This is a genomic window from Glutamicibacter sp. HZAU (assembly GCF_004100365.1).
In the GTDB taxonomy this organism is placed as follows: Bacteria; Actinomycetota; Actinomycetes; order Actinomycetales; family Micrococcaceae; genus Glutamicibacter; species Glutamicibacter nicotianae.
Genome location: NZ_SCKZ01000005.1, coordinates 98,009 through 121,360 on the forward strand (window position 1 = coordinate 98,009; position 23,352 = coordinate 121,360).

At 62.4% G+C, this 23,352-nt stretch carries 20 protein-coding genes; 12 read left to right on the forward strand and 8 right to left on the reverse strand.

Going from position 1 to position 23,352, the window contains the following annotated elements:
• Window positions 1–64 precede the first annotated feature (64 nt).
• Genes EKH49_RS08845 through EKH49_RS08865 form a run of 5 tightly spaced genes read right to left on the reverse strand, consistent with a single transcriptional unit; the run spans window position 65 to window position 5,768 of the window.
• Window positions 65–1,207 (reverse strand): cysteine desulfurase family protein, encoded by a 1,143-nt coding sequence (locus EKH49_RS08845; RefSeq protein WP_128470551.1) that lies wholly within the window; start codon window positions 1,205–1,207, stop codon window positions 65–67.
• The gene (nadC, locus tag EKH49_RS08850) at window positions 1,204–2,070 is read right to left on the reverse strand and encodes a carboxylating nicotinate-nucleotide diphosphorylase (protein ID WP_201739589.1); all 867 of its coding nucleotides are present in this window, start codon (window positions 2,068–2,070) and stop codon (window positions 1,204–1,206) included. Before nadC ends, EKH49_RS08845 begins: the two co-directional genes overlap by 4 nt.
• Window positions 2,067–3,710 carry an L-aspartate oxidase gene (gene nadB, locus EKH49_RS08855; RefSeq protein ID WP_128470552.1) on the reverse strand — a complete coding sequence of 548 codons (1,644 nt, stop codon included), beginning with the start codon at window positions 3,708–3,710 and terminating at the stop codon, window positions 2,067–2,069. Before nadB ends, nadC begins: the two co-directional genes overlap by 4 nt.
• Entirely contained in the window at window positions 3,707–4,990 is a 1,284-nt protein-coding gene (nadA, locus tag EKH49_RS08860; RefSeq protein ID WP_128470553.1) for a quinolinate synthase NadA, read from the reverse strand. The genes nadB and nadA overlap by 4 nt, the downstream gene beginning before the upstream one ends.
• Window positions 4,991–5,042: 52 nt before the next feature.
• A complete protein-coding gene (locus EKH49_RS08865; protein ID WP_128470554.1) occupies window positions 5,043–5,768 on the reverse strand; it encodes an NUDIX hydrolase in 726 nt (241 codons plus the stop codon).
• 115 nt (window positions 5,769–5,883) lie between these two features.
• Between EKH49_RS08865 and EKH49_RS08870 the strand changes: the two genes are divergently transcribed.
• Window positions 5,884–6,633 (forward strand): alpha/beta fold hydrolase, encoded by a 750-nt coding sequence (locus EKH49_RS08870; protein ID WP_236641102.1) that lies wholly within the window; start codon window positions 5,884–5,886, stop codon window positions 6,631–6,633.
• 101 nt (window positions 6,634–6,734) lie between these two features.
• Here the strand turns inward: EKH49_RS08870 and EKH49_RS08875 are convergent, their stop codons facing one another.
• Window positions 6,735–7,514, reverse strand: a complete 780-nt coding sequence (locus EKH49_RS08875) for a helix-turn-helix transcriptional regulator (RefSeq protein ID WP_038991539.1) — start codon at window positions 7,512–7,514, stop codon at window positions 6,735–6,737.
• Between the two features lie 85 nt (window positions 7,515–7,599).
• On the opposite strand from EKH49_RS08875, the gene ilvD reads away from it, so the two are divergent.
• The 8 genes from ilvD to hpaD all read left to right on the forward strand — a co-directional run bounded on the left by ilvD (window position 7,600) and on the right by hpaD (window position 18,532).
• Window positions 7,600–9,519 (forward strand): dihydroxy-acid dehydratase, encoded by a 1,920-nt coding sequence (gene ilvD, locus EKH49_RS08880; RefSeq protein WP_128470556.1) that lies wholly within the window; start codon window positions 7,600–7,602, stop codon window positions 9,517–9,519.
• A gap of 718 nt (window positions 9,520–10,237) precedes the next feature.
• Window positions 10,238–11,317 carry an efflux RND transporter periplasmic adaptor subunit gene (locus tag EKH49_RS08885; RefSeq protein WP_128470557.1) on the forward strand — a complete coding sequence of 360 codons (1,080 nt, stop codon included), beginning with the start codon at window positions 10,238–10,240 and terminating at the stop codon, window positions 11,315–11,317.
• The gene (locus EKH49_RS08890; protein ID WP_128470558.1) at window positions 11,307–12,014 is read left to right on the forward strand and encodes an ABC transporter ATP-binding protein; all 708 of its coding nucleotides are present in this window, start codon (window positions 11,307–11,309) and stop codon (window positions 12,012–12,014) included. Before EKH49_RS08885 ends, EKH49_RS08890 begins: the two co-directional genes overlap by 11 nt.
• Window positions 12,011–13,246: an ABC transporter permease gene (locus tag EKH49_RS08895; RefSeq protein WP_128470559.1), complete on the forward strand. Its 1,236-nt coding sequence runs from the start codon at window positions 12,011–12,013 to the stop codon at window positions 13,244–13,246. Before EKH49_RS08890 ends, EKH49_RS08895 begins: the two co-directional genes overlap by 4 nt.
• Window positions 13,247–13,633: 387 nt before the next feature.
• Window positions 13,634–15,136, forward strand: a complete 1,503-nt coding sequence (locus EKH49_RS08900; RefSeq protein ID WP_128470560.1) for a fumarylacetoacetate hydrolase family protein — start codon at window positions 13,634–13,636, stop codon at window positions 15,134–15,136.
• Complete coding sequence (locus tag EKH49_RS08905) at window positions 15,136–15,795, forward strand: GntR family transcriptional regulator (RefSeq protein WP_128470561.1); 660 nt, start codon at window positions 15,136–15,138, stop codon at window positions 15,793–15,795. The genes EKH49_RS08900 and EKH49_RS08905 overlap by 1 nt, the downstream gene beginning before the upstream one ends.
• A gap of 80 nt (window positions 15,796–15,875) precedes the next feature.
• A complete protein-coding gene (hpaE, locus tag EKH49_RS08910) occupies window positions 15,876–17,372 on the forward strand; it encodes a 5-carboxymethyl-2-hydroxymuconate semialdehyde dehydrogenase (RefSeq protein ID WP_128470562.1) in 1,497 nt (498 codons plus the stop codon).
• Between the two features lie 62 nt (window positions 17,373–17,434).
• Entirely contained in the window at window positions 17,435–18,532 is a 1,098-nt protein-coding gene (hpaD, locus tag EKH49_RS08915; protein WP_038991538.1) for a 3,4-dihydroxyphenylacetate 2,3-dioxygenase, read from the forward strand.
• Window positions 18,533–18,665: 133 nt separating this feature from the next.
• On the opposite strand, the gene EKH49_RS08920 is transcribed toward hpaD, so the two are convergent.
• Together EKH49_RS08920 and EKH49_RS08925 are read right to left on the reverse strand one after the other, a co-directional pair.
• Window positions 18,666–19,661 (reverse strand): permease prefix domain 1-containing protein, encoded by a 996-nt coding sequence (locus EKH49_RS08920; RefSeq protein ID WP_128470563.1) that lies wholly within the window; start codon window positions 19,659–19,661, stop codon window positions 18,666–18,668.
• A gap of 1 nt (window position 19,662) precedes the next feature.
• Window positions 19,663–19,992: a PadR family transcriptional regulator gene (locus EKH49_RS08925; RefSeq protein ID WP_073707605.1), complete on the reverse strand. Its 330-nt coding sequence runs from the start codon at window positions 19,990–19,992 to the stop codon at window positions 19,663–19,665.
• Between the two features lie 163 nt (window positions 19,993–20,155).
• Between EKH49_RS08925 and EKH49_RS08930 the strand changes: the two genes are divergently transcribed.
• From EKH49_RS08930 to EKH49_RS08940, 3 genes are all read left to right on the forward strand, one after another.
• On the forward strand, window positions 20,156–20,620 hold the full coding sequence (locus tag EKH49_RS08930) for an HD domain-containing protein (RefSeq protein WP_128470564.1): 465 nt from the start codon (window positions 20,156–20,158) through the stop codon (window positions 20,618–20,620).
• A 169-nt stretch (window positions 20,621–20,789) separates the two neighbouring features.
• On the forward strand, window positions 20,790–21,452 hold the full coding sequence (locus EKH49_RS08935) for a phosphoribosyltransferase (RefSeq protein ID WP_128470565.1): 663 nt from the start codon (window positions 20,790–20,792) through the stop codon (window positions 21,450–21,452).
• A gap of 154 nt (window positions 21,453–21,606) precedes the next feature.
• The gene (locus EKH49_RS08940) at window positions 21,607–23,247 is read left to right on the forward strand and encodes an ABC-F family ATP-binding cassette domain-containing protein (protein WP_128470566.1); all 1,641 of its coding nucleotides are present in this window, start codon (window positions 21,607–21,609) and stop codon (window positions 23,245–23,247) included.
• Window positions 23,248–23,352: the final 105 nt, after the last annotated feature.

Consider the following 23,352-nt stretch of genomic DNA (forward strand, 5'->3'; position numbering starts at 1 on the left):
CCGTCGGAGCCACGGTCACCGAACTGAAAACACAACATTGGACAATCCAAGGCTATAGCCTTGGCTATTTCAGAAGCCCGGAAACGCAGGAAACGACAGCCGACGCTACCTGGCTGATCTCGTTCTCTTTCGCCGTACGTGTGAACGACAGCCTGACAGCCGTGTGGGCCAATTCTTCTTCATAGCCCATTGTGGTGAGCACTGCGGAAGGGTCGGTCGAGCCTGCCGCGCACGCAGAACCCGAAGAGCAGAGGACTCCCCTGCGGGCCAACTCAATCAGCACCGTTTCGCCAGCGGTCTTTGGGAAGACGAAAGAGGCGATGCCGCCAACGCGATGCACCGGATCTCCGGTGAGCTGGACACTTTCCGGATGCTTGGCATTGAGCTCATTGAGAATCCGCTCAATCAGGTACGGGCCAAAGTTGTCGCCGAGTCCGGCTTCGCGCTGCGCAGTCGCCGCTTGCAATGCCACAGCTATGCCAACGGCGGCAGCCGGGTTCTCGGTGCCCGAACGCAGTCCGCCCTGCTGCCCGCCACCGTGCATCAGCGGCACAAAGCGATGCTTGGCCGACAGGTACATTGTTCCGCTGCCCTTGAGGCTGCCGATCTTATGCCCGGAGATGCTCAATGCGTCCACGGCGGCGCACAATGGCTTGAGGTCGATCCAGCCGGCGGCCTGCACGGCATCCGTATGCATGATCGCCCCAGCCGCATGTGCCAGTTGGGCTAACTGCTCTACCGGCTGAATGGTGCCGACTTCATTGTTCACCGCCATCACCGAAACCACGGCAACATCCGCATCAATCAGCTGGCCGGCCGCTTCCAGATCCACGAGCCCCGTGGCCGAGACAGGGATGATACGGTGTTCGAATCCGTGGAATTCAACCAGATACTTGCAGGCTTCCAGCACGGCTGGATGCTCAATAGCGCTGGAGACCACCACACGTCCGCGGGGCTTTGCCAAGGCCGCGCCGATAACGGCAGCGTTCGCTCCCTCGGTGCCACCGGAAGTGAAATACACTTCTTCTGCCGCCACACCCAGCTGGCCGGCTACCTGCATTCTTGCCCAGTCATTGGCGCGCTTGGCTTGCTGGCCGGCTTCATGCAAGGAAGCTGGATTGCCGAAATCCTTGGTCAGCAATGGGTTGAGCATGTCGAGAACGTCCTGGCGAGGTGGCGCAGTGGATGCGGCATCCATGTAGATCATGCAATAACCATATCCAGACCAAGGTCAATTGCTTTCACCGAGTGCGTGATGGCACCCGAAGAAATGACATCGACACCGGCCTCGGCGACTGCCGCTACGGTGGCCGCGTTGATGTTCCCGCTGGCTTCGACCACTGCTTGCCCGTTGATCAGTTCAATCGCTGCGGGAATGTCAGCCGGATCAAAGTTATCCAGCATGATGATGTCCACTCCAGCGGCGAGCACCGGCGGAATCTGCTCAATGGAATCAACCTCAACTTCCATCGACGTGGTGTGCCCCAGCCGGGCGCGCACGGATTTCAGGGCTGCGGTCAGCTGCTCGCCGTTATCCAACAAGGCCAGGTGGTTGTCCTTGGCCATGAAAGCATCGGACAGGTTGTCGCGGTGGTTGACTCCCCCACCGCAACGGACAGCATAGCGTTCCAGGACGCGAAGTCCTGGCGTTGTCTTCCTGGTATCGGCAATGCGGGCATTGGTATGCGCAACCAGTCCTACGAGTTCGGCGGTTGCGGTGGCGATGGCACTCATGCGCTGCAAAAGGTTGAGTCCCACGCGTTCAGCGGTCAGCAAGCTCGCCGCTGGCCCGCTGACCTTGAGCAAATCATCTCCGGCGGCAAAAGCCATTCCCTCGGCAACCAGCTGCTCGACCTCCAGCTGCGCATCGACCAGCTGCATGGTCCGGGCGAATACCGCCCCTCCGGAGAGCACCCCCCGCTGACGGGCCTGCACCACGGCAGTGGCCGTCGCCCCCTCGGGCACGATGGTCAGGGCGGTGAGGTCGCCACGCGGATTGTCCTCGGCGAGCGCCATTTCAATGATGCGGTCCATGGCTGCGGTCGGTACCGGATGGATCAGAGTGTTCACGCGTTCAGTTCCTTGCTCAAGAAGTTCTCGTTATTCAGCTCGCTTGGGTGCAATGTCCAGCCATAGCGCACGCTCTGACCTGGCCCTTTGCTGGTGCTTTCGGTTGAATCCAGGCGCTGGTGTGCACCCAGGCTTCCGGTGCGTGCCATGGCACCTGCGGCAATGATCCGTGCGGCGATCCACAGATTGCGCAGTTCTACTTGCTCTCGCGCTGTGGCGGCTACCGGGGCACTCGTCGCCAGCAAGTGGGCCATGTCCTCCAGCTGCCGTCCGGTGCGGTACACGCCAAGGGAGTTACTGGCAGCGGCTTGCAGTTGTTCGAGATCCAGTGGCGCTTCCGGGATGGGCTCGGAGATCTGCCGGATGGCCAGTTCCTCGGTAGTGCAGCGGGCATCCGCCGGGTCGCTGCTCACTGCCACGATGGCATCCCTGGCGAAGACCATGGCTTCCAGCAAGGAGTTGCTGGCCAAACGGTTGGCACCGTGAACTGTCGTGTTGGCGCATTCACCGGCGGCATAGAGTCCGGGGACACTGGTTCGACCTGAGGTGTCGGTGTAGATCCCGCCCATGAAGTAATGCTGGGCAGCCACCACCGGAATCAGGTCATGAGCCATGTCCAATCCGGAACCGTCCTCGGTGCACGAGGCGAGCTTGGCCGTGATGGAAGGGAAACGGGTTGCGAGGAATCCTGCGCCACGGGCTGCTTCCACTGCCCGCGCATCAAGGAAAACCTGGTGCCCGGATTGGATTTGCCCATGGATGCCTCGGGCCACGACATCACGGGGTGCCAGTTCTGCATCCGGGTGGAGTTCAGGCATGAAACGATGCCCGGCCTCGTTGACCAGGATGGCACCTTCGCCACGCACCGCTTCGGACACCATGCCGGCCTTCGGATATTTGGCAGGGTCAACCAGTGTTGGATGGAATTGGATGAATTCGGCATCAGCAATGACAGCACCGGCTCTGGCTGCCAGGCCAAGGCCGTCGGCGGTTGCGCCGTGGGGATTGGTGGTCGCCGAGTACAACTGCCCAATCCCGCCGGTAGCCAAAAGCACCGACTCGGCTTCAAGCAGCTGCTCCGCGTCGTGGCGCAAATAGTGCACCCCAGAGACTCTGCCATCTTGCAGCAGCAGGTCGGTGGCAAGCGCGTCCTCGATGATGCTGAGCTTGTTTTCTGCCTCCAGCTGGCGCACGGCTCGAACCAGCGTTTTCACCAATGATGCACCGGTGGCATCCCCGTTGATATGCAGAATTCGGTGGGCGCTGTGCGCGGCTTCTAAGCCGAGCTGGTAGGAACCGTCTGAATTTCGGTCAAACTCCACCGCGTAGGTTTCCAAGGCCTGCACCAGCTTGTCGCCCGAGGAGCACAGGTGTTCCACCGGTTCCAGACCGCAGTGTCCCGCGCCCGCCTTCAGCGTATCGGCAACATGCTTGGACACCGAGTCGCCGTGGGCTACGGATGCTTCGGTGACAGCCGACAGGCCACCCTGCGCGTGCTCGGAATTCGAGTCCCCGAGCTTGCCTTTGGTCAACAGTACCGGGCGGATGCCCAGCTGCGCGGCCTGCAGGGCAGCGCATAGGCCCGCCACTCCTGAGCCGATGATCACCAGCTTCTCTGGTGTTCGCTGCTCCTGGCTCATGGCTTGGCAGCCAGCATGCGCTCCAGGGCGATCTTTGCATCTGCCTGCTGTTCCTCCGGTACCGAGATCTGGTTGACCACGCGTCCGGCAACCAGCTCTTCGAGCACCCAAGCAAGGTAGCCGGGGTGGATTCGGTACATGGTGGAACATGGGCAGATCACTGGATCAAGGCAGAAGATGTTATGCTGCGGGTACTGGGCAGCCAGGCGGTTGACCATGTTGATTTCGGTACCGATGGCAAAATCCGTCGGTTCGGTTGCGGCTGCAATGGCCTTTTGGATGTAGTCGGTGGAGCCGGCTTCATCTGCGGCGTCGACGACTTCCATCGGGCATTCCGGGTGCACGATGACACGGACGCCCGGGAAATCCTCGCGCGCCTTGGCGATCTGCGCCGGGTTGAAGCGCTTGTGCACGGAGCAGAAGCCGTGCCACAAAATGACCTTGGCATCGAGCAGTGTGGCAGCTTCGTTGCCGCCCAGTTCCTTGCGCGGAGTCCACATTGGCATTTGCTCCAATGGAATGCCCATTGCCTTGGCGGTGTTGCGTCCGAGGTGCTGGTCCGGGAAGAACAGGACACGGCGTCCGCGCTCGAAAGCCCACTCCAAAACGGTTGCCGCATTGGAAGAGGTGCAAACCAGTCCGCCGTTGCGACCGACAAATGCCTTGAGCTCGGCGGAGCAGTTCATGTAGGTCACGGGAATCACCGGCATCCGCCCGTCATCGGCTTCATCCGAGTAGAGCGCGGTGAGCTCTTCCCAGCACTGTTGCACGCTCGGGCCGTCGGCCATGTCCGCCATCGAGCAGCCTGCCGCAAGGTTGGGCAAGATCACCGACTGATCCTCGCGGCTGAGGATATCCGCGGTTTCGGCCATGAAGTGCACGCCGCAGAACACGATGGCTTCTGCCTTGTCGCGGGTCAGGGCCGCATTGGCCAGCTGGAAGGAGTCGCCTACGAAGTCCGCGTACTTCACCACTTCGTCGCGCTGGTAGAAGTGCCCCAGGATCACTGCCTTGTCCCCCAGGGTTTCCTTGGCAGCAATGATGCGGGCGTCAAGCTCGGCATCGCTGGCCTTGAGATATTCTTCCGGGATGGAACCCTGTACCGGGTAGCCTGCTGGCACCGAATCGCCTTGGGAGGCGCCGGGCCCGTAGCCTGCCGGCGTGTCCCACGGGTTGGACGCCAGGTCGGTGGAGCAGGTGGAGTCCGGTGCCAGCAGATTGAGCCGAGCGATGTTCTGGGCTACCGAGGCATTGGCGTTGTCAGTGATTTGGGTGCTCATGGGTTCGTCCGTTTCTTGCAGGATGACGGTAAATAAGTGTGGATGATGCTCGCTAGCCGTGCAGGGGGTCGACTTCCAATGGGTCCGGCCCATGGCCCACGTAGCGGTAGAGCCGAGGAGGCCGGTGCTGTCCGCCAGCCAGATACTCATCGGTTTCCTCGATGGAGGCCGTGTTCTTGAGCGTGCGGCGGAAGTTCGCGGGATCCAGTCGCCGTCCGAGGATGGCCTCGTAGACTCCGCGCAGAGCCGCCAAGGTGAAGCGCTCTCCCAGCAATCGATGCGCTATCTGCCCGTATTCGGTCTTGTTGCGCAGCCGCCACATGGCGTAGTCCAGGATCTTCCGGTGGTCGAAAGCCATCTGGGCGATCTGCGGGTCATCGATATCGAACCAGGCCACGTTGTCGTCTTGGACCGTGGCGCCGACTTGGTCAGCGTTCAGCAGCGCAAAGTAGGCGATGGTGACCAGCCGGTGGGTTGGCGAGCGGTCGATATCGCCGAAGGTGTAGAGCTGCTCCAGGTAGGAGGGGCGTAGACCTGTGGTCTCGGCAAGGTTGCGCCCGGCCGCTTGGCCGAGGGATTCCCGCGGATCAACTGGACCGCCCGGCAGCGCCCACATTCCGGCGTGGGGTTGCCGAACGCGACGGACCACGGGCAAGCAGAGTTTGTCAGGGCCACCGTCCTTGCCTTCGCGGATTCCCAGGATCACCGTGGAAACCGCAAGGGCGGGTGGGAGGTTGCGGCGTTCTTCGACGTTCGCCCAGCCCGGTACGGATGACATTTTTTCTTGCCTCGTTTTCAAAGCATTCGATTTCGTTAGAGTCATTCTGACATTAACACTCTTGGCACGCTAGCCCGGATCTCATTTCGCCGCTGGATAGCCTATGATCGATGGCATGACTTTGGATCTGAATCTTCGAGTGGTTCGCGCAAACGCTGAGGTGAAAAGCCCATCCGTGCTTTTCATCCATGGCTTCGCCTCATCCGGCGAATTGAATTGGGACCGCTCGCGTTGGCTGAAATATTTCACCGATGCGGGACGCGATGTCCTTCTGATTGACTTGCCCGGCCATGGAGAAGACCCTCGACGCAACGACGGCAGCTGGGCACCAAGCCAGATTCGCCAGGCGCTGGCGGCCATTGTGATGGATCTGGATGAAGGTCCGGTCGATGTCATCGGCTACTCGTTGGGTTCACGCCTTGCCTGGGAGTTCGCGGCATACAATCCAGACCTGGTGAATCACCTGGTCATCGGAGGTCCAGGGGCCGGCGATCCGCTGGCTGCCTTCGAATTGGATCAGGCCCGCGCCCATGTCGAGACGGGCGAAAAGATCCATGATGACTACACTGCCACCATCATGCAGATTGCCAAGGCTGAGCCGTCCAATGATCTCTCGGCGCTCTTTGAGCTGATCGAAGCCATCAAGTCCGAGCCGTATGACCCTGCCGCAAAGGTACCGTCAGTCCCGACCTTGCTGGTGGCTGGAGACCAAGATGATCTCGCCACGACCATGCCGCACCTGCGTCGGTTGCTGAAGAATGCGGGGACACGCAATGAAGTGCTGTGGCTAGCAGGACGCAATCACGCCAACGCGGTTACCAGCCGCGAGTTCAAGGAAAAGGCACTGGGGTTCTTGAATTCCTAGGCGTAATCCCACAACCAGTTGGCTGCCCTACGGATCTTTCCGTAGGGCAGTTAAGTTTTATATACTCCCGAATCAGATCGGACCAGCGCCGTAGTCCGAGACTACAGCGGCGTGTACATCAGCAGGGTCAGGTCCGTGGCTTCGGTAGGAGTAAGGTTGTGCTGCTCGTAGCGGGTCAGCCCCAATTCAGGGTGCCGGAACACGCGTTCGCCGGTGCGGAACCCTGCAACGTCCCGTTCATTCCAGATGGCGGCGAATTCCGGGGAAGCCGCCGAGACCCGGGCAACAATGCCGCTCTCCCCCGAAGGGCTGAGCCATCCACGCGTTTCGGCACGGAAACTTCCAACGAATCCTCGGCTTTGCACTTCCCAGTCCGGCAGCATTTCGCGCAGCTGCGCGTCGGTGAACACCAGCCACAAGAGGTTCCGGTCCTCGCTCTCCAGCGACTCCACCCGCGGATACAGCTCCGCGTAGGCCCTGTTCCATCCCAGGATGGTCCAGTCAGCCGAAAGCAGGAAGGCAGGGAACTGCAACGCATCCAGCAATCGCTGCAGGGCCGGGGTCATGCCGCCGTTGCCAATTGGTTCCAGCTCGCCGTGCCCAGCCAGCGAAAACAGGTACGAGGATTCCACCGGAGTCAGCCGGTACAACCGCGCCAAGGACTGCAAGACCTGGCGTGAGGGATTGATGTCCCGGGCCTGCTCCAGCCAGGTGTACCAGGTAACAGAAACACCAGCCAAGGTGGCGACTTCCTCACGGCGCAAACCTCGCACCCGGCTGCGCCCGATCTCCGGCAGTCCGTGCGATGCCCTGTCAGCCCGGGCTCTGCGGTCCTTGAGGAATGCCGCGAGCTCTTCTCTGCGTCTCTGGCTTGGATTCACTGGGCACGCCCCTCTGCATGGTAGTAGTACTACTAGTATTGTCACCGTCTGGGTTTGGCGGCAAATATATGGTGAGATTTTAGGTATGACCACACTTCGTTCACACACTGTCACCCATGGCCGCAATATGGCCGGCGCTCGCGCACTGTTCCGCGCAGCCGGCGTGAACGGCGCCGACCTCGGGCGCAAGCCGATCATCGCGGTCTCCAACAGCTTCACCGAGTTCGTTCCCGGACACACCCACCTGCAGCCGGTTGGCCGCATCGTGTCCGAGGCCATCGAGGCAGCCGGCGGCATTCCCCGCGAATTCAACACCATCGCGGTGGATGACGGCATCGCCATGGGCCACGGCGGCATGCTCTACTCCCTGCCGTCCCGCGACCTGATCGCGGACTCCGTGGAGTACATGGTCAACGCCCACTGCGCCGACGCGCTGATCTGCATCTCCAACTGCGACAAGATCACCCCCGGCATGCTCATGGCCGCACTGCGCCTGAACATCCCGACCGTCTTCGTCTCCGGCGGCCCCATGGAATCGGGCCGTGCCACCCTGGTTGACGGCACCGTGCGCACCCTGGACCTGGTGGATGCCATCTCCGAGGCAGTGAACGAGAACGTCTCCGATGCCGACCTGCTGCGCATCGAAGAGTCCGCCTGCCCTACCTGCGGCTCCTGCTCCGGCATGTTCACCGCCAACTCGATGAACTGCCTGACCGAGGCCATGGGCCTCTCGCTGCCAGGCAACGGCTCCACCTTGGCCACCCACACCGCGCGCAAGGACCTGTACCAGAACGCCGGCAAGCTGGTAGTCGATATCGCCAACCGCTACTACGGCGAAGATGACGAGACCGTGCTGCCACGCAGCATCGCCACCAAGAAGGCCTTCGGCAACGCCATGGCACTTGATATCGCCATGGGCGGTTCCACCAACACCATCCTGCACCTGCTGGCCGCCGCCCGCGAGGCCGGCGTGGACTTCGGCCTGGACGAGATTGATGAAGTCTCCCGCCGCGTGCCATGCCTGGCCAAGGTGGCACCGAACGCTGCCGGCAACGGCACCATCTACTACATGGAAGATGTCCACCGCGCCGGCGGCATCCCTGCCATCCTCGGCGAATTGCGCCGTGGCGGCCTGCTGGATGAAACCGTGCACACCGTCCACTCGGCAACCCTGGGCGAATGGCTCGATAACTGGGATATCCGTGGCGGCAAGGCGACAAAGGAATCCTTCGACCTGTGGCACGCGGCCCCGGGCGGCAAGCGCTCCTCCACCGCATTCTCGCAGTCCGAGAAGTGGGCGGCACTGGACACCGATGACGCCGAAGGCTGCATCCACTCAGTAGAGAACGCCTACTCCAAGGACGGCGGCCTGGCCGTGCTGCGCGGCAACATCGCCGTGGACGGCGCAGTGGTCAAGACCGCTGGCGTCGACCCATCGATCTGGACCTTCTCCGGCCCGGCTGTGGTCTGCGAATCCCAGGACGAGGCAGTGGAGAAAATCCTGAACAAGCAGGTGAAGGAAGGCGACGTAGTGGTCATCCGCTACGAAGGACCGAGGGGCGGTCCCGGCATGCAGGAAATGCTCTACCCGACCTCGTTCCTCAAGGGCCGCGGCCTGGGCAAGTCCTGCGCGCTGATCACCGATGGCCGCTTCTCCGGCGGCACTTCGGGCCTGTCCATCGGCCACGTCTCCCCCGAGGCGGCCTCCGGCGGCCTGATCGCGCTGGTTGAAGATGGCGATACCATCTCCATCGACATCCCGACCCGCGAGCTGACCTTGAATGTCTCCGACGAGGTTCTGGCCCAGCGCCGCGAGCGCTTGATCGCCACCACCGGCTATCATCCGAAGAACCGCGAGCGCGTGGTCTCCCCTGCGCTGCGCGCCTACGCCGCCATGGCGTTGTCCGCAGACAAGGGTGCGGTCCGCGACGTCGACAGTGTGGAGCGCGCCATGCGCGAAGCCCACGAGCGTGAAGCTGCAGCCCAGAGCGCATCGCAGATCTAGCCTGAACGCTTGACCGCGGCAACCGGCCCGGACCTCTTATGCAAAATAAGAGGTCCGGGCCGGTTCTGTTAATTCTGCACTTGCCTGTTGGACGAATGCAGGCGCTGCCCTATGCACCTAAAGATGCGCCTGAATGCGAGCGATGCAGTTCTTCTCTAGATCCCCCAATTCAAGACAACGATATGCCGATACAATACGCGGGCGTTCAGCGTTTTACCAGCAATTCAGGACAACTTGATTCGGCAGACCGACAAGTGAAGTAAGCAAATCACTTCTTTCGTCATTGGATAAACGCGCTTGCCAACATCGTTATCCTCGGTCCCCAGGAATCATGGACACCCGGAATCGCATCGCCTGATACCCGAGCCAAGGCCTTAAAGAGTGTGCCATTCAGCGAAACGCCACTCGGTTCCGATACGATGGGCGTTCCTAACGGCACCTCTGCCGAGAGCCACAACTGCCCCCAGTCAAACGCTTGGAGCCCCAGAGGGCGTGGCACGCTTCGAATCGTTCGCGGCCATCGGCGCAACGTTCCGCACCTAGGCCCTATCAATCATTGAGCATTAACCTGCACCCTTCGACCAGTAATTTGAGTACCGGATCTGACTTGCAAAGTAAAAATACATCTCAATCTGATAAAGGTTACGCGTATCTCTTGATTAGGCTTTGAGGTTGCTGCTGGCTCGGGTAATTTTTGTATGGTGAAAAGAGCAACTCTATGAGCCAACGCCGCGCGTTCCGCCGCGTTTTCCTTCCCGCTGCCTGGCTGGTCATCGGCGCCTTGATCGCCGTCAGCCTCGTGAAGCTCGCGTTTGCCGGCGGTACTTCCGCCGCCGACGACGACCTGTTCCCCACCGGAGAAATCCCGGCCGAAACCGTTTTTGCCGAAAAAGCAACGGTCGAGAACAAGCTGACCATCCCCGGAACCATCAAGCTCACCGAATCCAAAGAGCTGAACGCTCCCGTGGACGGCGTCGTCAACTGGGCCTTCGTCAAACCGGGTGACAATGTCTCCCTTGGCGACCGTATCTTCCAAGTCCGCACAGAGTCCCAGCCGGAAGTCGCTGAAGCCAGCGACTCGGACACCGAGGGTTCCGAAGGCGAACAATTGACGGTGGAAGCTGCTCCCGTCGTGAAGTACCACGATGTCTACGCATCGGCCACCGGCAAGGTAGGCGCTTTCCAGATCGAGATTGGCGATGACGTCACCAAGGGCACGGGCCTCGGCTCCATCCAGCCGCAGGAATTCCTGGCGGCCGGTTCGATCGATCCGCTGGATCGCTACCGCCTGATGGACGAAACCCTCGAAGCAATGATCACTATTGACGGCGGGCCGGAGCCCTTCACGTGCAAGGATCTGTCTGTCGGGGACAGCGCGTCGAAGAAATCCAGCTCCAGCACGCAGGACCAGGATATGGAATCGTCCATGGATCCAATGGCCACCGGCGAATCCCCGGAGAGCTCTTCAAGCAGCGAGATTTCTTGTGCTGTTCCAGCTGACGTCGTGGTCTTTGATGGGCTGAGCATGAACATGGAAATCGATGCTGGCACCGTTGAGGATGCAGTGACTGTACCGGTATCGGCAGTTCGCGGCTTGGTTGGCCAGGGCGCGGTGTGGAAGCTGGATGAGAACGGCAAGGAAATCCGCACCGAAGTAGAGCTGGGCGTGACCGATGGAAAGATCATCGAGGTGGTTTCCGGGCTGAAGGACGAGACCGAAATCCTTCGGTTCGTCCCGGGATCCACCCCGGCGCCAGGTGAAATGATGCAGATGGAGCCCTACTCAGATGAGTGGTGAGCCATTGCTGAAGCTCGAGGACGTCACGCGCAGCGTCCGGCTGCCCGATGACAGCGAGCTGCATATCCTCAACGGGATTGATCTCACCGTATCCGAGGGAGACCACATAGCAATCGTCGGACGTTCGGGCACTGGGAAGTCCACGTTGCTGAACATCCTGGGCCTGCTTGATCGTCCGACCAGCGGCCGCCTGCTGTGGCGCGGCAAGGATGCCGCCCGGCTGAGCGCCAAGCAGGCTGCTCATGCCCGCGGCCGCGACCTCGGGTTCGTCTTCCAGCAGTTCAACCTCCTGCCCGGACGCACTGCGCTGGAGAATGTCATGGCTCCGCTGATGTATGCCAGCGGCCGCGATTTCTGGAATCGGCGCAAGCTGGCCACCGAGGCACTGGAACGCGTGGGACTGGACGGACGCCTGGATTCCATGCCGCAGACCCTCTCGGGTGGCGAGCAGCAGCGCGTGGCGATTGCCCGCGCGCTGGTGCGGCGCCCTCGCGTGGTGCTCGCCGATGAGCCCACCGGCGCATTGGACGTCAGCACTGGACGTGCCGTCATGGACTTGCTGGATTCCGCCACGGTTGATTCGGGCGCGGCCCTGATCACCATCACGCACGACAGCAATGTGGCGGCCCTGGCGCGTGAGCAGTTCCGCCTGGATTCAGGGCGGCTGCATCCGCTCGGTGAGGTCGTGGTCCGATGAATGCTCTTGCACGTCTGGCCACCGGATTTGCCGCAGCATTGCTGGAGGCGTGGCAGGAACTGCGCATCCACAAATTGCGGGTGCTGCTCTCCTTGATTGGCGTGACCGTAGCCGTGGCATCGCTGACCACCGCCTTGGCCGGCGCCGGCATGGCCCGGCAGATGATGACCGAAAGCCTTGAACGCGACGGACGTCCGGCAATGATCACCACCTATGCCTTCGATCCGAGCTCGGATGGAGGTCCGCAGGGTGATGATTCGGTGGCGCAGGCTTTCGAGAAGACCAGCGCGCGCTTCAAAATCGACTACACCACGATGATCGGCCGCAGTTACGACCAGCGGGTCTCATATCAGGGTATGGCCCTTGAAGCGGAAACCCTGGTGGTTGAGCCGGACTACGCCCCGATGCACCGACTGGTCATGAGCCAGGGCCGCTGGCTGGAATCCGAGGATGCGCAAAATCTGTCACCCGCCGTGGTGGTTGACCAGAACATCATGAGGGAACTGGGATTGGAAGGCCAGCGCCTGCCGCTCGCCGTCGACTTGGTGAGCAACGGCAACGCCGTGTCTGTCACGGTCATCGGCACCGCCAGTTCCCGATCCTTCGGGATGTCTGGCCAGTTGTGGATGCTGCCGGCCACCTATGACCATTGGTTCGCAGGCCAATCCCCGATGAATGAAATGGCCTACAAGATGTGGGTGCCTATCGACGGATCCGAGGAGTTGGCTATGCACTTTGGCCAGCAGATGCAGGCCGAGCTTCCTGGCTTCACCGTCGATTCCCACCGCGAGGATTACCTGATGTGGGGTGCTGATGAGAGCCTGAATCAACTAGCACTAGTGGTTTCCGGCATTGCAGTGATCATCTTGCTGCTTGGCTCGCTGAGCCTGCTGAACGTTGCGATGGTGACCATGAAGCAGCGCATTCGCGAAGTCGGCATCCGCCGCAGCTTCGGCGCCACCACCGGCCGTGTATTCTTCTCGGTCATGATGGAGAGCGTGGTCGCCACCGCGGTGGCCGGCGCCCTGGGCGTACTGATCTCCGTGGCTCTTGTTTCCAATGAGAGCTTGCTGAACATGGTGCTCGCTACCGAGCTGGACCAGATGCCGCACTTCCCGCTTGATGCCGCACTGCTGGGCATGGGAGTCTCCATTGCGGTGGGCGCGCTCACCGGCGTGCTCCCGGCACTGGTGGCAGCGCGAGTGAAGATCGTGGATGCCATCCGCGTGTAGGCCACGGCCTGCACTGCCACTTGAACAACTTAATAGCACGAGGCGCTGGCCGGGGAATTCTCTCAGGCCAGCGCCGTTCTTAACGCGGTTTTCAGCCTATACGGGTCCCTAGCGGAATATCAGATCCGCCGGCTCCCGGCCTCCGCAAGTCATTCCTGTCAGCAATTGTGCGCTATCGTACATTCGATCTGATGCCCTGATTTCGACGATTCTGGAAAACTTTCGACTGCGTCAAATTTCCTGTGATTCCGCGGATTTTCCGCCCTCCCTCGCGGGCGTTTCGAAAGATTCCCGCTTCCCGCTTGACACCGCCTGAGATTGGGAGCACACTGATCGTATACGATTCGATGTACGAGATGATGTTCGACGAAAGCAGGCCGATCAACGGTGAGCAATATTGTCCCAGTAACCGAAGAGACCTTCGCGCAGGCAGGCAAGATCCTGGCCGTACACCTGAGCTACTCCTCGCGTGCGGCGCAGCGTGGACGCACCCCGAAGTTCCCCAGCTACTTCATGAAGGCCACCAGCTCGCTGGCCGCCAGCGGTTCCACCGTGGAACGCCCTGCCGGCACCGAGCTGCTCGCCTTCGAGGGCGAAATCGCACTGATCATCGGCAAGTCCGCCCGCCGCGTCTCGGTTGAGGACGCCTGGAGCTACGTCGGACAGGTCACCGCATCGAACGACCTGGGCGTGCACGACATGAAGTACGCGGACAAGGGCTCGAACATCCGCTCGAAGTCCGGCGACGGCTACACCCCGGTCGGCCCCAACGCGCTGGATGCTTCCACCCTGGATCCTGCCAAGCTGCGCGTGCAGACCTGGGTCAACGGCCAGCTCGCCCAGGATGCCGACACCTCCGAACTGCTCTTCTCCCTCGCCACCATCGTTGCCGACCTGTCCCAGCAGATGACCCTGCAGCCAGGCGATATCATCCTCACCGGCACCCCTGCCGGCTCCACCGTCTTCTTCCCGGGCGATGTCGTCGAGGTCGAGGTCACCGATCTGGTTTCCGGCGCATCCACCGGCAAGCTGAAGACCACCGCCATCGAGGGCACCGAAGCCTTCGCCGCATTCGGCAACCAGCCAAAGGTCACCGACAAGGACAAGGAAGACGCCTACGGCGATCGCGAGAGCGCCGGCATGGAACCCCTGATTACCGGCAAGTCGGTGCTGACCGACAAGGTCCGCGAGCAGCTGGCCTCGGTCGCCACCGCCACCCTGTCCGCCACCCTGCGCAAGCGCGGGTTGAACAACGTGAACATCGAGGTTCCCGGTGCCACCAAGGGCATGCAGCGCGTGATCGGCACCGCCCGCACCCTGCGCTACATCCCGAACCGCGAGGACCTGTTCAAGGCCCACGGCGGCGGCTACAACATGCAGAAGCAGTCCATCGACTCGCTCAAGGACGGCGAAATCCTGGTCATGGAAGCCCGTGGCGAGACGGGTTCGGCCACCCTGGGCGACATCCTGGCCCTGCGTTCCCAGCAGCTCGGTGCCGCCGGCATCATCTCCGATGGCGGCGTGCGCGACCTGGATGCGGTATCCAACCTTCAGATCCCGGTCTTCTACAACGGCGCCCACCCGGCAGTGCTCGGCCGCAAGCACGTGGCCTGGGACAAGGACATCACCGTGGCCTGCGGCGGCGTGTCCGTGCAGCCGGGCGACGTGATCGTGGCCGACTCCGATGGCATCGTGGTCATCCCGCCAGCCATGGTGGCCGAGGTGGCCGCCGAGGCAGCGGTGACCGAGTCCAATGACGAATTCATCTTCGCCATGGTCAAGCGAGGCCACGGCATCGAGGGCCTGTTCCCGATGAACGCTGAGTGGAAGGCCAAGTACAACGCCTGGAAGGACGCAGGCAGCCCGGATCTGGACTCATGGTCGCTGTAATGACTGCTTCCAAGTCCGAGGCAGCCTACCAGCTGGTTTCCGAGCGCATCGTCAACGGGGCGTACTCCCCCGGCTATCGGCTGGTGCTGGGCACCATCGCCGATGAGCTGGGCTGCTCCGTGGTTCCGGTGCGCGAGGCGATCCGCCGGCTGGAGGCCGAAGGGTTGGTCCACTTCACCCGAAACGTCGGGGCGACGGTGGCCCATGTGGATTCCACGCTCTACCTGCACACCATGCAGACGCTGATGGTCATCGAGCCGGCCGCCACCGCGCTGGCCGCCGATGCCATGGACGCCAAGTGGCTCGCCAAGGCGCGGGCGCTGAACGAGAAGATGCGCCAATGCCTGGAGGACTTCGACCCGGTGGCCTTCACCCGGATGAACACCGAATTCCACCAGCTGCTCTACGGCCAATGCCCCAACCCGCACATTCTGGACCTGGTCCAGCGCGGGTGGCGGCGCCTGGCGGCGATGCGCGCGAGCTCCTTCACGCACATCCCGAACCGGGCCCGCGCCTCGGTTGAGGAACACGAGAAGCTGCTGGATCTGATTGCCGATCACGCCACCCCGGCGCAGATCGAGGCCGCGGCGCGCGAGCACCGCGCCCACACCCTGAACGCCTACCTCAAGGCCGCCGGCATGGCACCGAGCGCCATCTAGCCAGCAGCCCCTGCACTACCCATAGTTTTGCCCAAAGCCATCCGGTGAAAACACCGGGACAACGCACGAAAGGAACTGCCATGAGCAAGCACTTCGTACCGGAAAATCTCCCAACCCACCTGCAGCACTACATCAACGGCGAATTCGTTGACTCCATCGGCGGAGCAACCTTCGACGTGCAGGAACCGGTCACCAACACCAACTACGCCACCGTCGCCTCGGCACAGCCAGAGGACGTGGACCTGGCCGTCGCCGCCGCAAGCAAGGCCTTCAAGGAAGGCCCATGGTCCAAGATGCTGCCGCGCGAGCGTTCCCGCGTGCTGCACAAGATCGCCGACATCGTCGAGTCCCGCGATGAGGAGCTCTCGCTGCTGGAGTCCTACGACTCAGGCCTGCCGATCACCCAGGCCAAGGGCCAGGCACGCCGCGCCGCCGAGAACTTCCGCTTCTTCGCCGACCTGATCGTCGCCCAGGTGGACAACACCTTCCGCGTCCCAGGCCGCCAGATGAACTACGTGAACCGCAAGCCGATCGGCGTCGCCGCGCTGATCACCCCATGGAACGTGCCGTTCATGCAGGAATCCTGGAAGCTGGCCCCGGCCATCGCCACCGGCAACTCGGTGGTCCTGAAGCCGGCCAGCTACACCCCGCTGTCCGCCACCCTGTGGCCAGAGATCTTCCGCGAAGCCGGCCTGCCAGAGGGCGTCTTCAACCTGATCTTCGGCTCCGGCGGCGTGGCCGGCGACTACCTGGTCAAGCACCCGGACGTCCCGCTGGTCTCCTTCACCGGCGACTCCTCCACCGGTGCCACCATCTCCACCGCGGCCGCACCGTTCTTCAAGGGCCTGTCCCTGGAGCTGGGCGGCAAGTCCCCTGCCGTGGTCTTCGCCGACGCCGACCTGGAAGCCGCATTGGACGCCACCGTCTTCGGCGTGTTCTCGCTGAACGGCGAGCGTTGCACCGCCGGTTCCCGCGTGCTGGTCCAGCGCGACATCTACGATGATTTCGTTGCCAAGTTTGCGCAGCGCGCCAAGAACATCCGCGTCGGCCTGCCGAGCGACCCGAAGACCGAGGTCGGCTCGCTGGTCCACCCGAACCACTTCGACAAGGTCATGAGCTACATCGAGATCGGCAAGAACGAAGGCCGGTTGCTGGCCGGCGGCGGCCGCGCCGAAGGCTTCGAGAATGAGGGCAACTACGTCGCCCCGACCGTGTTCGCCGATGTCGCACCGGATGCGCAGATCTTCCAGGACGAGATCTTCGGCCCGGTGGTTGCCATCACCCCGTTCGACACCGACGAGGAAGCGCTGGAGCTGGCCAACAACACCAAGTACGGCCTGGCCGCCTACGTCTGGACCTCGAACCTGAAGCGCGCGCACAACTTCGCGCACCAGATCGACTCGGGCATGGTGTGGCTGAACTCGAACAACGTCCGCGACCTGCGCACCCCATTCGGCGGCGTGAAGGCTTCGGGCCTGGGCCGCGAGGGCGGCTACCGCTCAGTGGACTTCTACACCACCCAGCAGTCCATCCAGATCACCCTGAACGAAGCGCACTCCCCGAAGTTCGGCGTCTAGGAAGCACCAGCTTCCCTCCACTAAATTTTTTGCTTGCAAAGGAGCACATCATGAGCAAAGAGATCGCAAACCCGATCCCAACCCCTTCGGTGCCAGCGCCGGATATCCTGCGCTGCGCTTACGCAGAACTGGTCGTCACCGACCTTGAGCGCTCGCGCAACTTCTACGTCGACGTGCTGGGCCTGCATGTTTCCTACGAAGACGAGAACCAGATCTACCTGCGTTCCTTCGAGGAATTCATCCACCACAACCTGGTGCTGACCAAGGGCCCAGTGGCCGCGCTGAAGGCCATGGCCTTCCGCGTGCGTTCCACCGAAGACGTGGACAAGGCCGAGGCCTACTACAAGGAACTGGGCTGCCGCACCGAGCGCCGCAAGGAAGGCTTCGTGAAGGGCATCGGCGATGCAGTGCGCGTCGAGGATCCACTGGGCTTCCCCTATGAGTTCTTCTTCGAGACCACCCACGTCGAGCGCCTGCACATGCGCTACGACCTGTACTCGGCCGGCGAGCTGGTCCGCCTGGACCACTTCAACCAGGTCACCCCGGACGTGCCACGCGGCCGCAAGTACCTAGAGGACCTGGGCTTCCGCGTCACCGAGGACATCCAGGACGACGAAGGCACCACCTACGCAGCCTGGATGCACCGCAAGGGCACCGTGCACGACACCGCCCTGACCGGCGGCAACGGCCCGCGCCTGCACCACGTTGCCTTCTCCACCCACGAGAAGCACAACATCATCCAGATCTGCGACAAGATGGGCGCACTGCGCATCTCGGACCGCATCGAGCGCGGCCCAGGCCGCCACGGCGTGTCCAACGCGTTCTACCTGTACATCCTGGATCCAGATGACCACCGCATCGAGATCTACACCCAGGACTACTACACCGGCGATCCGGACAACCCGACCATCACCTGGAACGTGCACGACAACCAGCGCCGCGACTGGTGGGGCAACCCGGTTGTGCCTTCGTGGTACACTGAGGCCTCGAAGGTCCTGGACCTGGATGGCAACGTGCAGGAAATTGTCGAGCGCACCGACGACTCCGAACTGGAAGTCACCATCGGCGCCGACGGCTTCTCCTACACGCGTGCCGGTGACGAGGACGGCTCGTACCACGGCCAGGCATCCAAGGGCTTCAAGCTGGGCAACCAGCTCTAAGCCAGACAAGCTCCCCTAGACCTGGAGCTTGGCAGCTTCCCTGAGCTGCAGCACAAGAATCCCGGGACATCAGCGAATTTCTTCGCCGATGGCCCGGGATTCTTCTTTTTCTGGTTTCGTTCTTCCGAGGAATTCAGACCCGGGCAACGCGCCGTTCGCGCACCGCCTTGCGCCAGCCATCGGCGATGTCCCAACCGACCCCGATGGCGATCCCGAACCCGAGCAGCACCGCCAGGATCCGGAAGACTCCCCCGTTGCCTGCGGAATCCGCGTTCCCGGAAGCGAATTCCTCGCCTCCGGCCTGGGCGATGAACGAGAGGAACTCGGGGTTCACCAGCTCGCCGCCCAGCAGCAGGACCAGCACCCAGGCCGCGAAGAGCAGGGCAAGCACGGTGTTCAGCGCTGCCAGCGCGGTAGTCCAGCGGCGCTGGTCATAAAGCGCGAAAGCGAAGACTGCTTCAAGCACCATCAGGCCGAACAGCGCGCCGATCCACCACGGCCACAGTCCCGGATTGAGGATCGCGATCGGCTCGCCGCCGGTCGGGAAGAATCCGCGCACCGCATCCCACACCACCGCCACGGCGGCGATGGCCAGGAACACCAGCGAGGCGATCAGCTCGCTGCGTCCGGCGCCATCCTCCTGGACCTCAGGCAGCTGGTCGACATCCCACTTCATGCCGGTGTCCGCGCCGGTGCGCTCGAGCACGACGAATACCAGCGTGGTCCAGAAGACCAGATGCACGGCCACCTGCAGCCCGATGGCCAGCGCCTGGACGAGGCTCTCGCCGACCTCAGCTCCGGAGAGCAGCTGGCCCAGCAGCACCGCGCCGACCACGCAGACCGGTACAATCCACAACAGCAGCTTCAGCAGCCGCCACCAGGTCAGGTAGTACTTCGGACCGATCAGGTGCAGCGGCCGGTCCGCGTAGCCCGCGGCAAGCAGGCCGGGATCGCCCAGCTCGGACAGGACTTCGCGTTCAGCCTCGTCCGCGGCCTCACCCTGGTCCGTGCGCGCCTCGATCGCGTCGGCAATCAAGGCTTCGAGCTCGGCGCGGACGTCGTCCTGCAGTTCGGGTTTCAGGCTCCGGATGGTGGCCGAGATGTAGCGTTCGGTCAAGGTGGCAGTCATGTCAGTGCTCCTCTTTGGTGAGCGAGGCGATCGCCGTGGTCAGGGATCGCCATTCGGTGGTCAACGCGTCAGCGAGACGGATGCCGTCGAGCGAGGTCCGGTAGAACTTGCGTGGCCGCGCCTCCTCGGTGTTCCACTCGCTGGTGAGGTACCCCTGCTTCTCCAAACGACGCAGCAGCGGATACAGGGTGTTGGCGTCAGTGGAGAAACCATGATCGCCAAGCTGCTCTAGCAGGCTGTAGCCATACCCGGCGCCGCGCAGCAGCTGCAGGCAGGCCAGTACTACGGTGCCGCGTCGCAGCTCTTGCAGCTGGGTGTCGAACTCTTCCATGTCCACTACATTACTGTGCGCCACACACTACAGTCAATGACACATTAGTGGATCCTGTGGAACGACGTGTTCAGTGTCGTAGCCTGGCAGGCCAAATCCTGCCAACCCGCCTCCCGCCACGCGTAATCTGTAAATCAGCAACAGCCGATCAGTGAGGCAGAACATGGACGAGCAAAAATCGCTAGTTGAATTGGCCAAGGCGATTGCTGACCGCGCCCACGAAGGCCAGGTCGATAAGCTTGGCGCTGCGTATATCGGGCATCCGGCACGAGTGGCCGGCCATGCCCGCGCTCTTGGCGCTTCGCCGGAGGCCATCGCGGCCGCGTGGCTGCATGACGTGATCGAGGATTGCGAGGTGAGCGCGGAGGATCTGCGCAACTCAGGCATTCCCGAAACAGTCATCGAGGCGGTCGAGCTGCTGAGCAAGCGTCCAGGGCAGAGCCTGGAAGAGTATTGCGCAAAAGTACGCGGCAACTCGCTGGCCTTGCTGGTCAAGCAGGCGGATCTGGCCGACAACACCGACCCTGAACGCACCAGCCAACTGGACCCGGTTACCCGGCAGCGGCTGGCCGAAAAATACCGGCGCACCAGGACACTTCTCGGCCTCCTGCAGCAGCCGGGGCTCTAAGGATCGCGTGGAACCCCAAATACTGCAGCTCCCACGCCGGCCCGTAATGCCCCTTGCGTCGACTTTGCAGACTGCCGACTCAAGCACCTGATCACCGCACGCGACATTAAATGCTTGATGTTTCCACCGATGCCCTTGCAATCGAGCGCCATTGGGCAAGACTGGAACCATGGCTACAGGTAGAAGCACAGTGTTCGAAAACCGCAGCCATGCCGGCGCCGCGCTGGGCATGAAGCTGTCCACTCTGCTGCCCGCCGGAGACTACACGGTGCTGGGCCTGCTGCGCGGCGGGGTGCCCATCGCCTACGAAGTCGCAACGGCGCTCGGCGCCGACCTGGGCGCCGTGGCGGTGCGCAAGCTCGGGGTGCCCAGCAATCCAGAGCTGGCATTCGGCGCCATCGCCCGGTATGGGTCCAGCAGCTCCCGCCATATCAACGAGGCCATTTATCGCCGGGCGCTGCAGTATTTCGGCAAGTACGAACTCGAATCCCTGGAACGCGGAACCGGCGCCGATCTGCTGGCCCTCACCGACAGGTTCAGGGACTACTGCCCGGACCTCTCCGGGCGCGACTTGCTGCTCTGCGATGACGGAATGGCCACGGGCGCGACGATGAAGGCCGCGCTGGATCTCGTACAGGAGTTGTCCGCTGCCTCCATCAGGCTGGCAGTACCGGTGGCTTCCCCAGAAACGATTGCCGAATTGGCGCCCCATGTCAATGGCATCTGCGAACTTCTCACCCCAGGCAATTTCACGGCCGTCGGCGCGTTCTACGAGGATTTCGGTCAAGTCAGCCAGGACCAGGTCCTGGAATTGCTGCGCTCGAAGCACTAGAAATCAACATGCTTGCCTTGCGCAGATACTTCTCGCACGTTGGTGCATTTCAGGCTGGTCCCCTTGGACTGCGCCGTAGAAGTCGGAATGGGAAATCAGCAGTATTTCTTCGTGCCCGTAAAGTCCCCGTCCCCGTGGAACTAGAATTGGAACCATGACTGCAACGCTCGTGGCCAAGGACCTTGCCGGTGGCCACGCCCACCGAACCCTCTTCTCGAATCTGAACTTCACCGCCGCACCCGGCGATGTCTATGGCGTGGTGGGCGCCAACGGCGCCGGCAAATCCACGTTGCTGTCGCTGCTAGCCGGGTCCGCAACCCCGCAGGCCGGAACCGTGAGCACCGCCCCGGATTCCGCGTTCATCGGCTGGATGCCGCAGGAGCACGATCGCATTCCAGGTGAAACCATTGCCGCGTATTTGGCCCGCCGGACCGGTTGCGCCGCGGCCACAGCCACCATGGAAACGACTGCCGAAGAACTGGGCAGCGGCAAGCCCGGCGCGGACGATGCCTACAGCGCCGCGTTCGACCACTGGATGGCCTCTGGCGCCATGGATCTTGAAGACCGCATCCCCGAGGTGCTGGCCAAGCTCGGCTTCACCCTCCCGGTCGATACCGAGATGACTGCCCTGTCCGGCGGCCAAGTTGCCCGCGTTGCCCTGGCGGCCTTGCTGCTCTCCCGCTTCGATGTGGTATTGCTCGATGAGCCGACCAACGATCTTGATCTTGAAGGCCTGGAGCATCTGGAGGACTTCATCAAGTCCCTGCGCGCACCGGTGATCCTGGTGTCGCATGACCGCGAGTTCCTCGCCCGTTGCACCACCGGCATCATCGAACTGGACTTGGCCCAGAATCAGGTAGCCACCTATGAAGGCGGCTACGACGCGTATCTCGCCGAACGGGCCATCAAGCGGACCCACGCGCGTGAAGCCTACGAGCAGTTCGAAAGCCAGAAGGCGGATCTCGTCTCCCGCGCTCGCACGCAGCGCGAGTGGTCCTCGCAAGGGGTGCGCAATGCCATGCGCAAGGCGCCGGACAACGACAAGATCCGCCGTCGTGCCAACACCGAATCCTCGGAGAAGCAGGCAGCCAAGGTGCGCCAAATGGAATCGCGCATCGCCCGTCTTGAGGAAGTGGCCGAACCGCGCAAGGAATGGGTTCTGCAGTTCTCCATCGCGTCGGCCCCGCGCGGATCCTCGGTGATGTGCACGCTCAACGAAGCCTCGGTATCCCACGGGGATTACACGTTCGGGCCGGTGTCAGTTCAGGTCAACGCCGGGGACCGGATTGGCATCACGGGCCCTAATGGAGCAGGCAAGTCGACCTTGCTGAACTTGCTGCTGGGCAAGCTGGCTCCGCACAGCGGCTCTGCTTCCTTGGGCAGCTCGGTGAGCATCGGTGAAATCGACCAAGCCCGCAGCCAGCTTTCCGGAGATCTCCCGTTGGGCGAAGCCTTCGAACAGAAAGTCCCCGAGTACTCCGCTGCCGAGGTCCGCACCCTGCTTGCCAAGTTCGGCTTGAAGGCAGACCAGTCCTCTGCATTGGTCGATTCGCTGTCTCCCGGCGAGCGCACCCGCGCATCGATGGCACTGCTCCAGGCGCGCGGGGTGAACCTGCTGGTGCTCGACGAACCGACCAACCACCTGGACGTGCCGGCCATCGAGCAGCTCGAAGAAGCACTGGAAGCATACACCGGCGCGCTGCTGCTGGTCACCCATGATCGCCGGCTGCTGGAGAATGTCCGCCTGTCCGCCCACTGGGAAGTTGCCGAAGGGCAACTAACTGCCCATTTCTAGGGTCTGGCTTGGGCACGTCTTACATAGGCAATTTCACAGCAATCCAACGTAGGATTGGCATCATGGGAGCCGAGTTTTTCAGTTCTTTCGACTGCGAGGTCGACG

Coding starts and splice junctions, on each gene's coding strand:
- EKH49_RS08845 (WP_128470551.1), bottom strand. CDS start 1,207: ATGATCTACATGGATGCCGCATCCACTGCGCCACCTCGCCAGGACGTT.
- nadB (WP_128470552.1), bottom strand. CDS start 3,710: ATGAGCCAGGAGCAGCGAACACCAGAGAAGCTGGTGATCATCGGCTCA.
- nadA (WP_128470553.1), bottom strand. CDS start 4,990: ATGAGCACCCAAATCACTGACAACGCCAATGCCTCGGTAGCCCAGAAC.
- EKH49_RS08865 (WP_128470554.1), bottom strand. CDS start 5,768: ATGTCATCCGTACCGGGCTGGGCGAACGTCGAAGAACGCCGCAACCTC.
- EKH49_RS08870 (WP_236641102.1), top strand. CDS start 5,884: ATGACTTTGGATCTGAATCTTCGAGTGGTTCGCGCAAACGCTGAGGTG.
- ilvD (WP_128470556.1), top strand. CDS start 7,600: ATGACCACACTTCGTTCACACACTGTCACCCATGGCCGCAATATGGCC.
- EKH49_RS08885 (WP_128470557.1), top strand. CDS start 10,238: ATGAGCCAACGCCGCGCGTTCCGCCGCGTTTTCCTTCCCGCTGCCTGG.
- EKH49_RS08890 (WP_128470558.1), top strand. CDS start 11,307: ATGAGTGGTGAGCCATTGCTGAAGCTCGAGGACGTCACGCGCAGCGTC.
- EKH49_RS08895 (WP_128470559.1), top strand. CDS start 12,011: ATGAATGCTCTTGCACGTCTGGCCACCGGATTTGCCGCAGCATTGCTG.
- EKH49_RS08905 (WP_128470561.1), top strand. CDS start 15,136: ATGACTGCTTCCAAGTCCGAGGCAGCCTACCAGCTGGTTTCCGAGCGC.
- hpaE (WP_128470562.1), top strand. CDS start 15,876: ATGAGCAAGCACTTCGTACCGGAAAATCTCCCAACCCACCTGCAGCAC.
- EKH49_RS08920 (WP_128470563.1), bottom strand. CDS start 19,661: ATGACTGCCACCTTGACCGAACGCTACATCTCGGCCACCATCCGGAGC.
- EKH49_RS08925 (WP_073707605.1), bottom strand. CDS start 19,992: ATGGAAGAGTTCGACACCCAGCTGCAAGAGCTGCGACGCGGCACCGTA.
- EKH49_RS08930 (WP_128470564.1), top strand. CDS start 20,156: ATGGACGAGCAAAAATCGCTAGTTGAATTGGCCAAGGCGATTGCTGAC.
- EKH49_RS08935 (WP_128470565.1), top strand. CDS start 20,790: ATGGCTACAGGTAGAAGCACAGTGTTCGAAAACCGCAGCCATGCCGGC.
- EKH49_RS08940 (WP_128470566.1), top strand. CDS start 21,607: ATGACTGCAACGCTCGTGGCCAAGGACCTTGCCGGTGGCCACGCCCAC.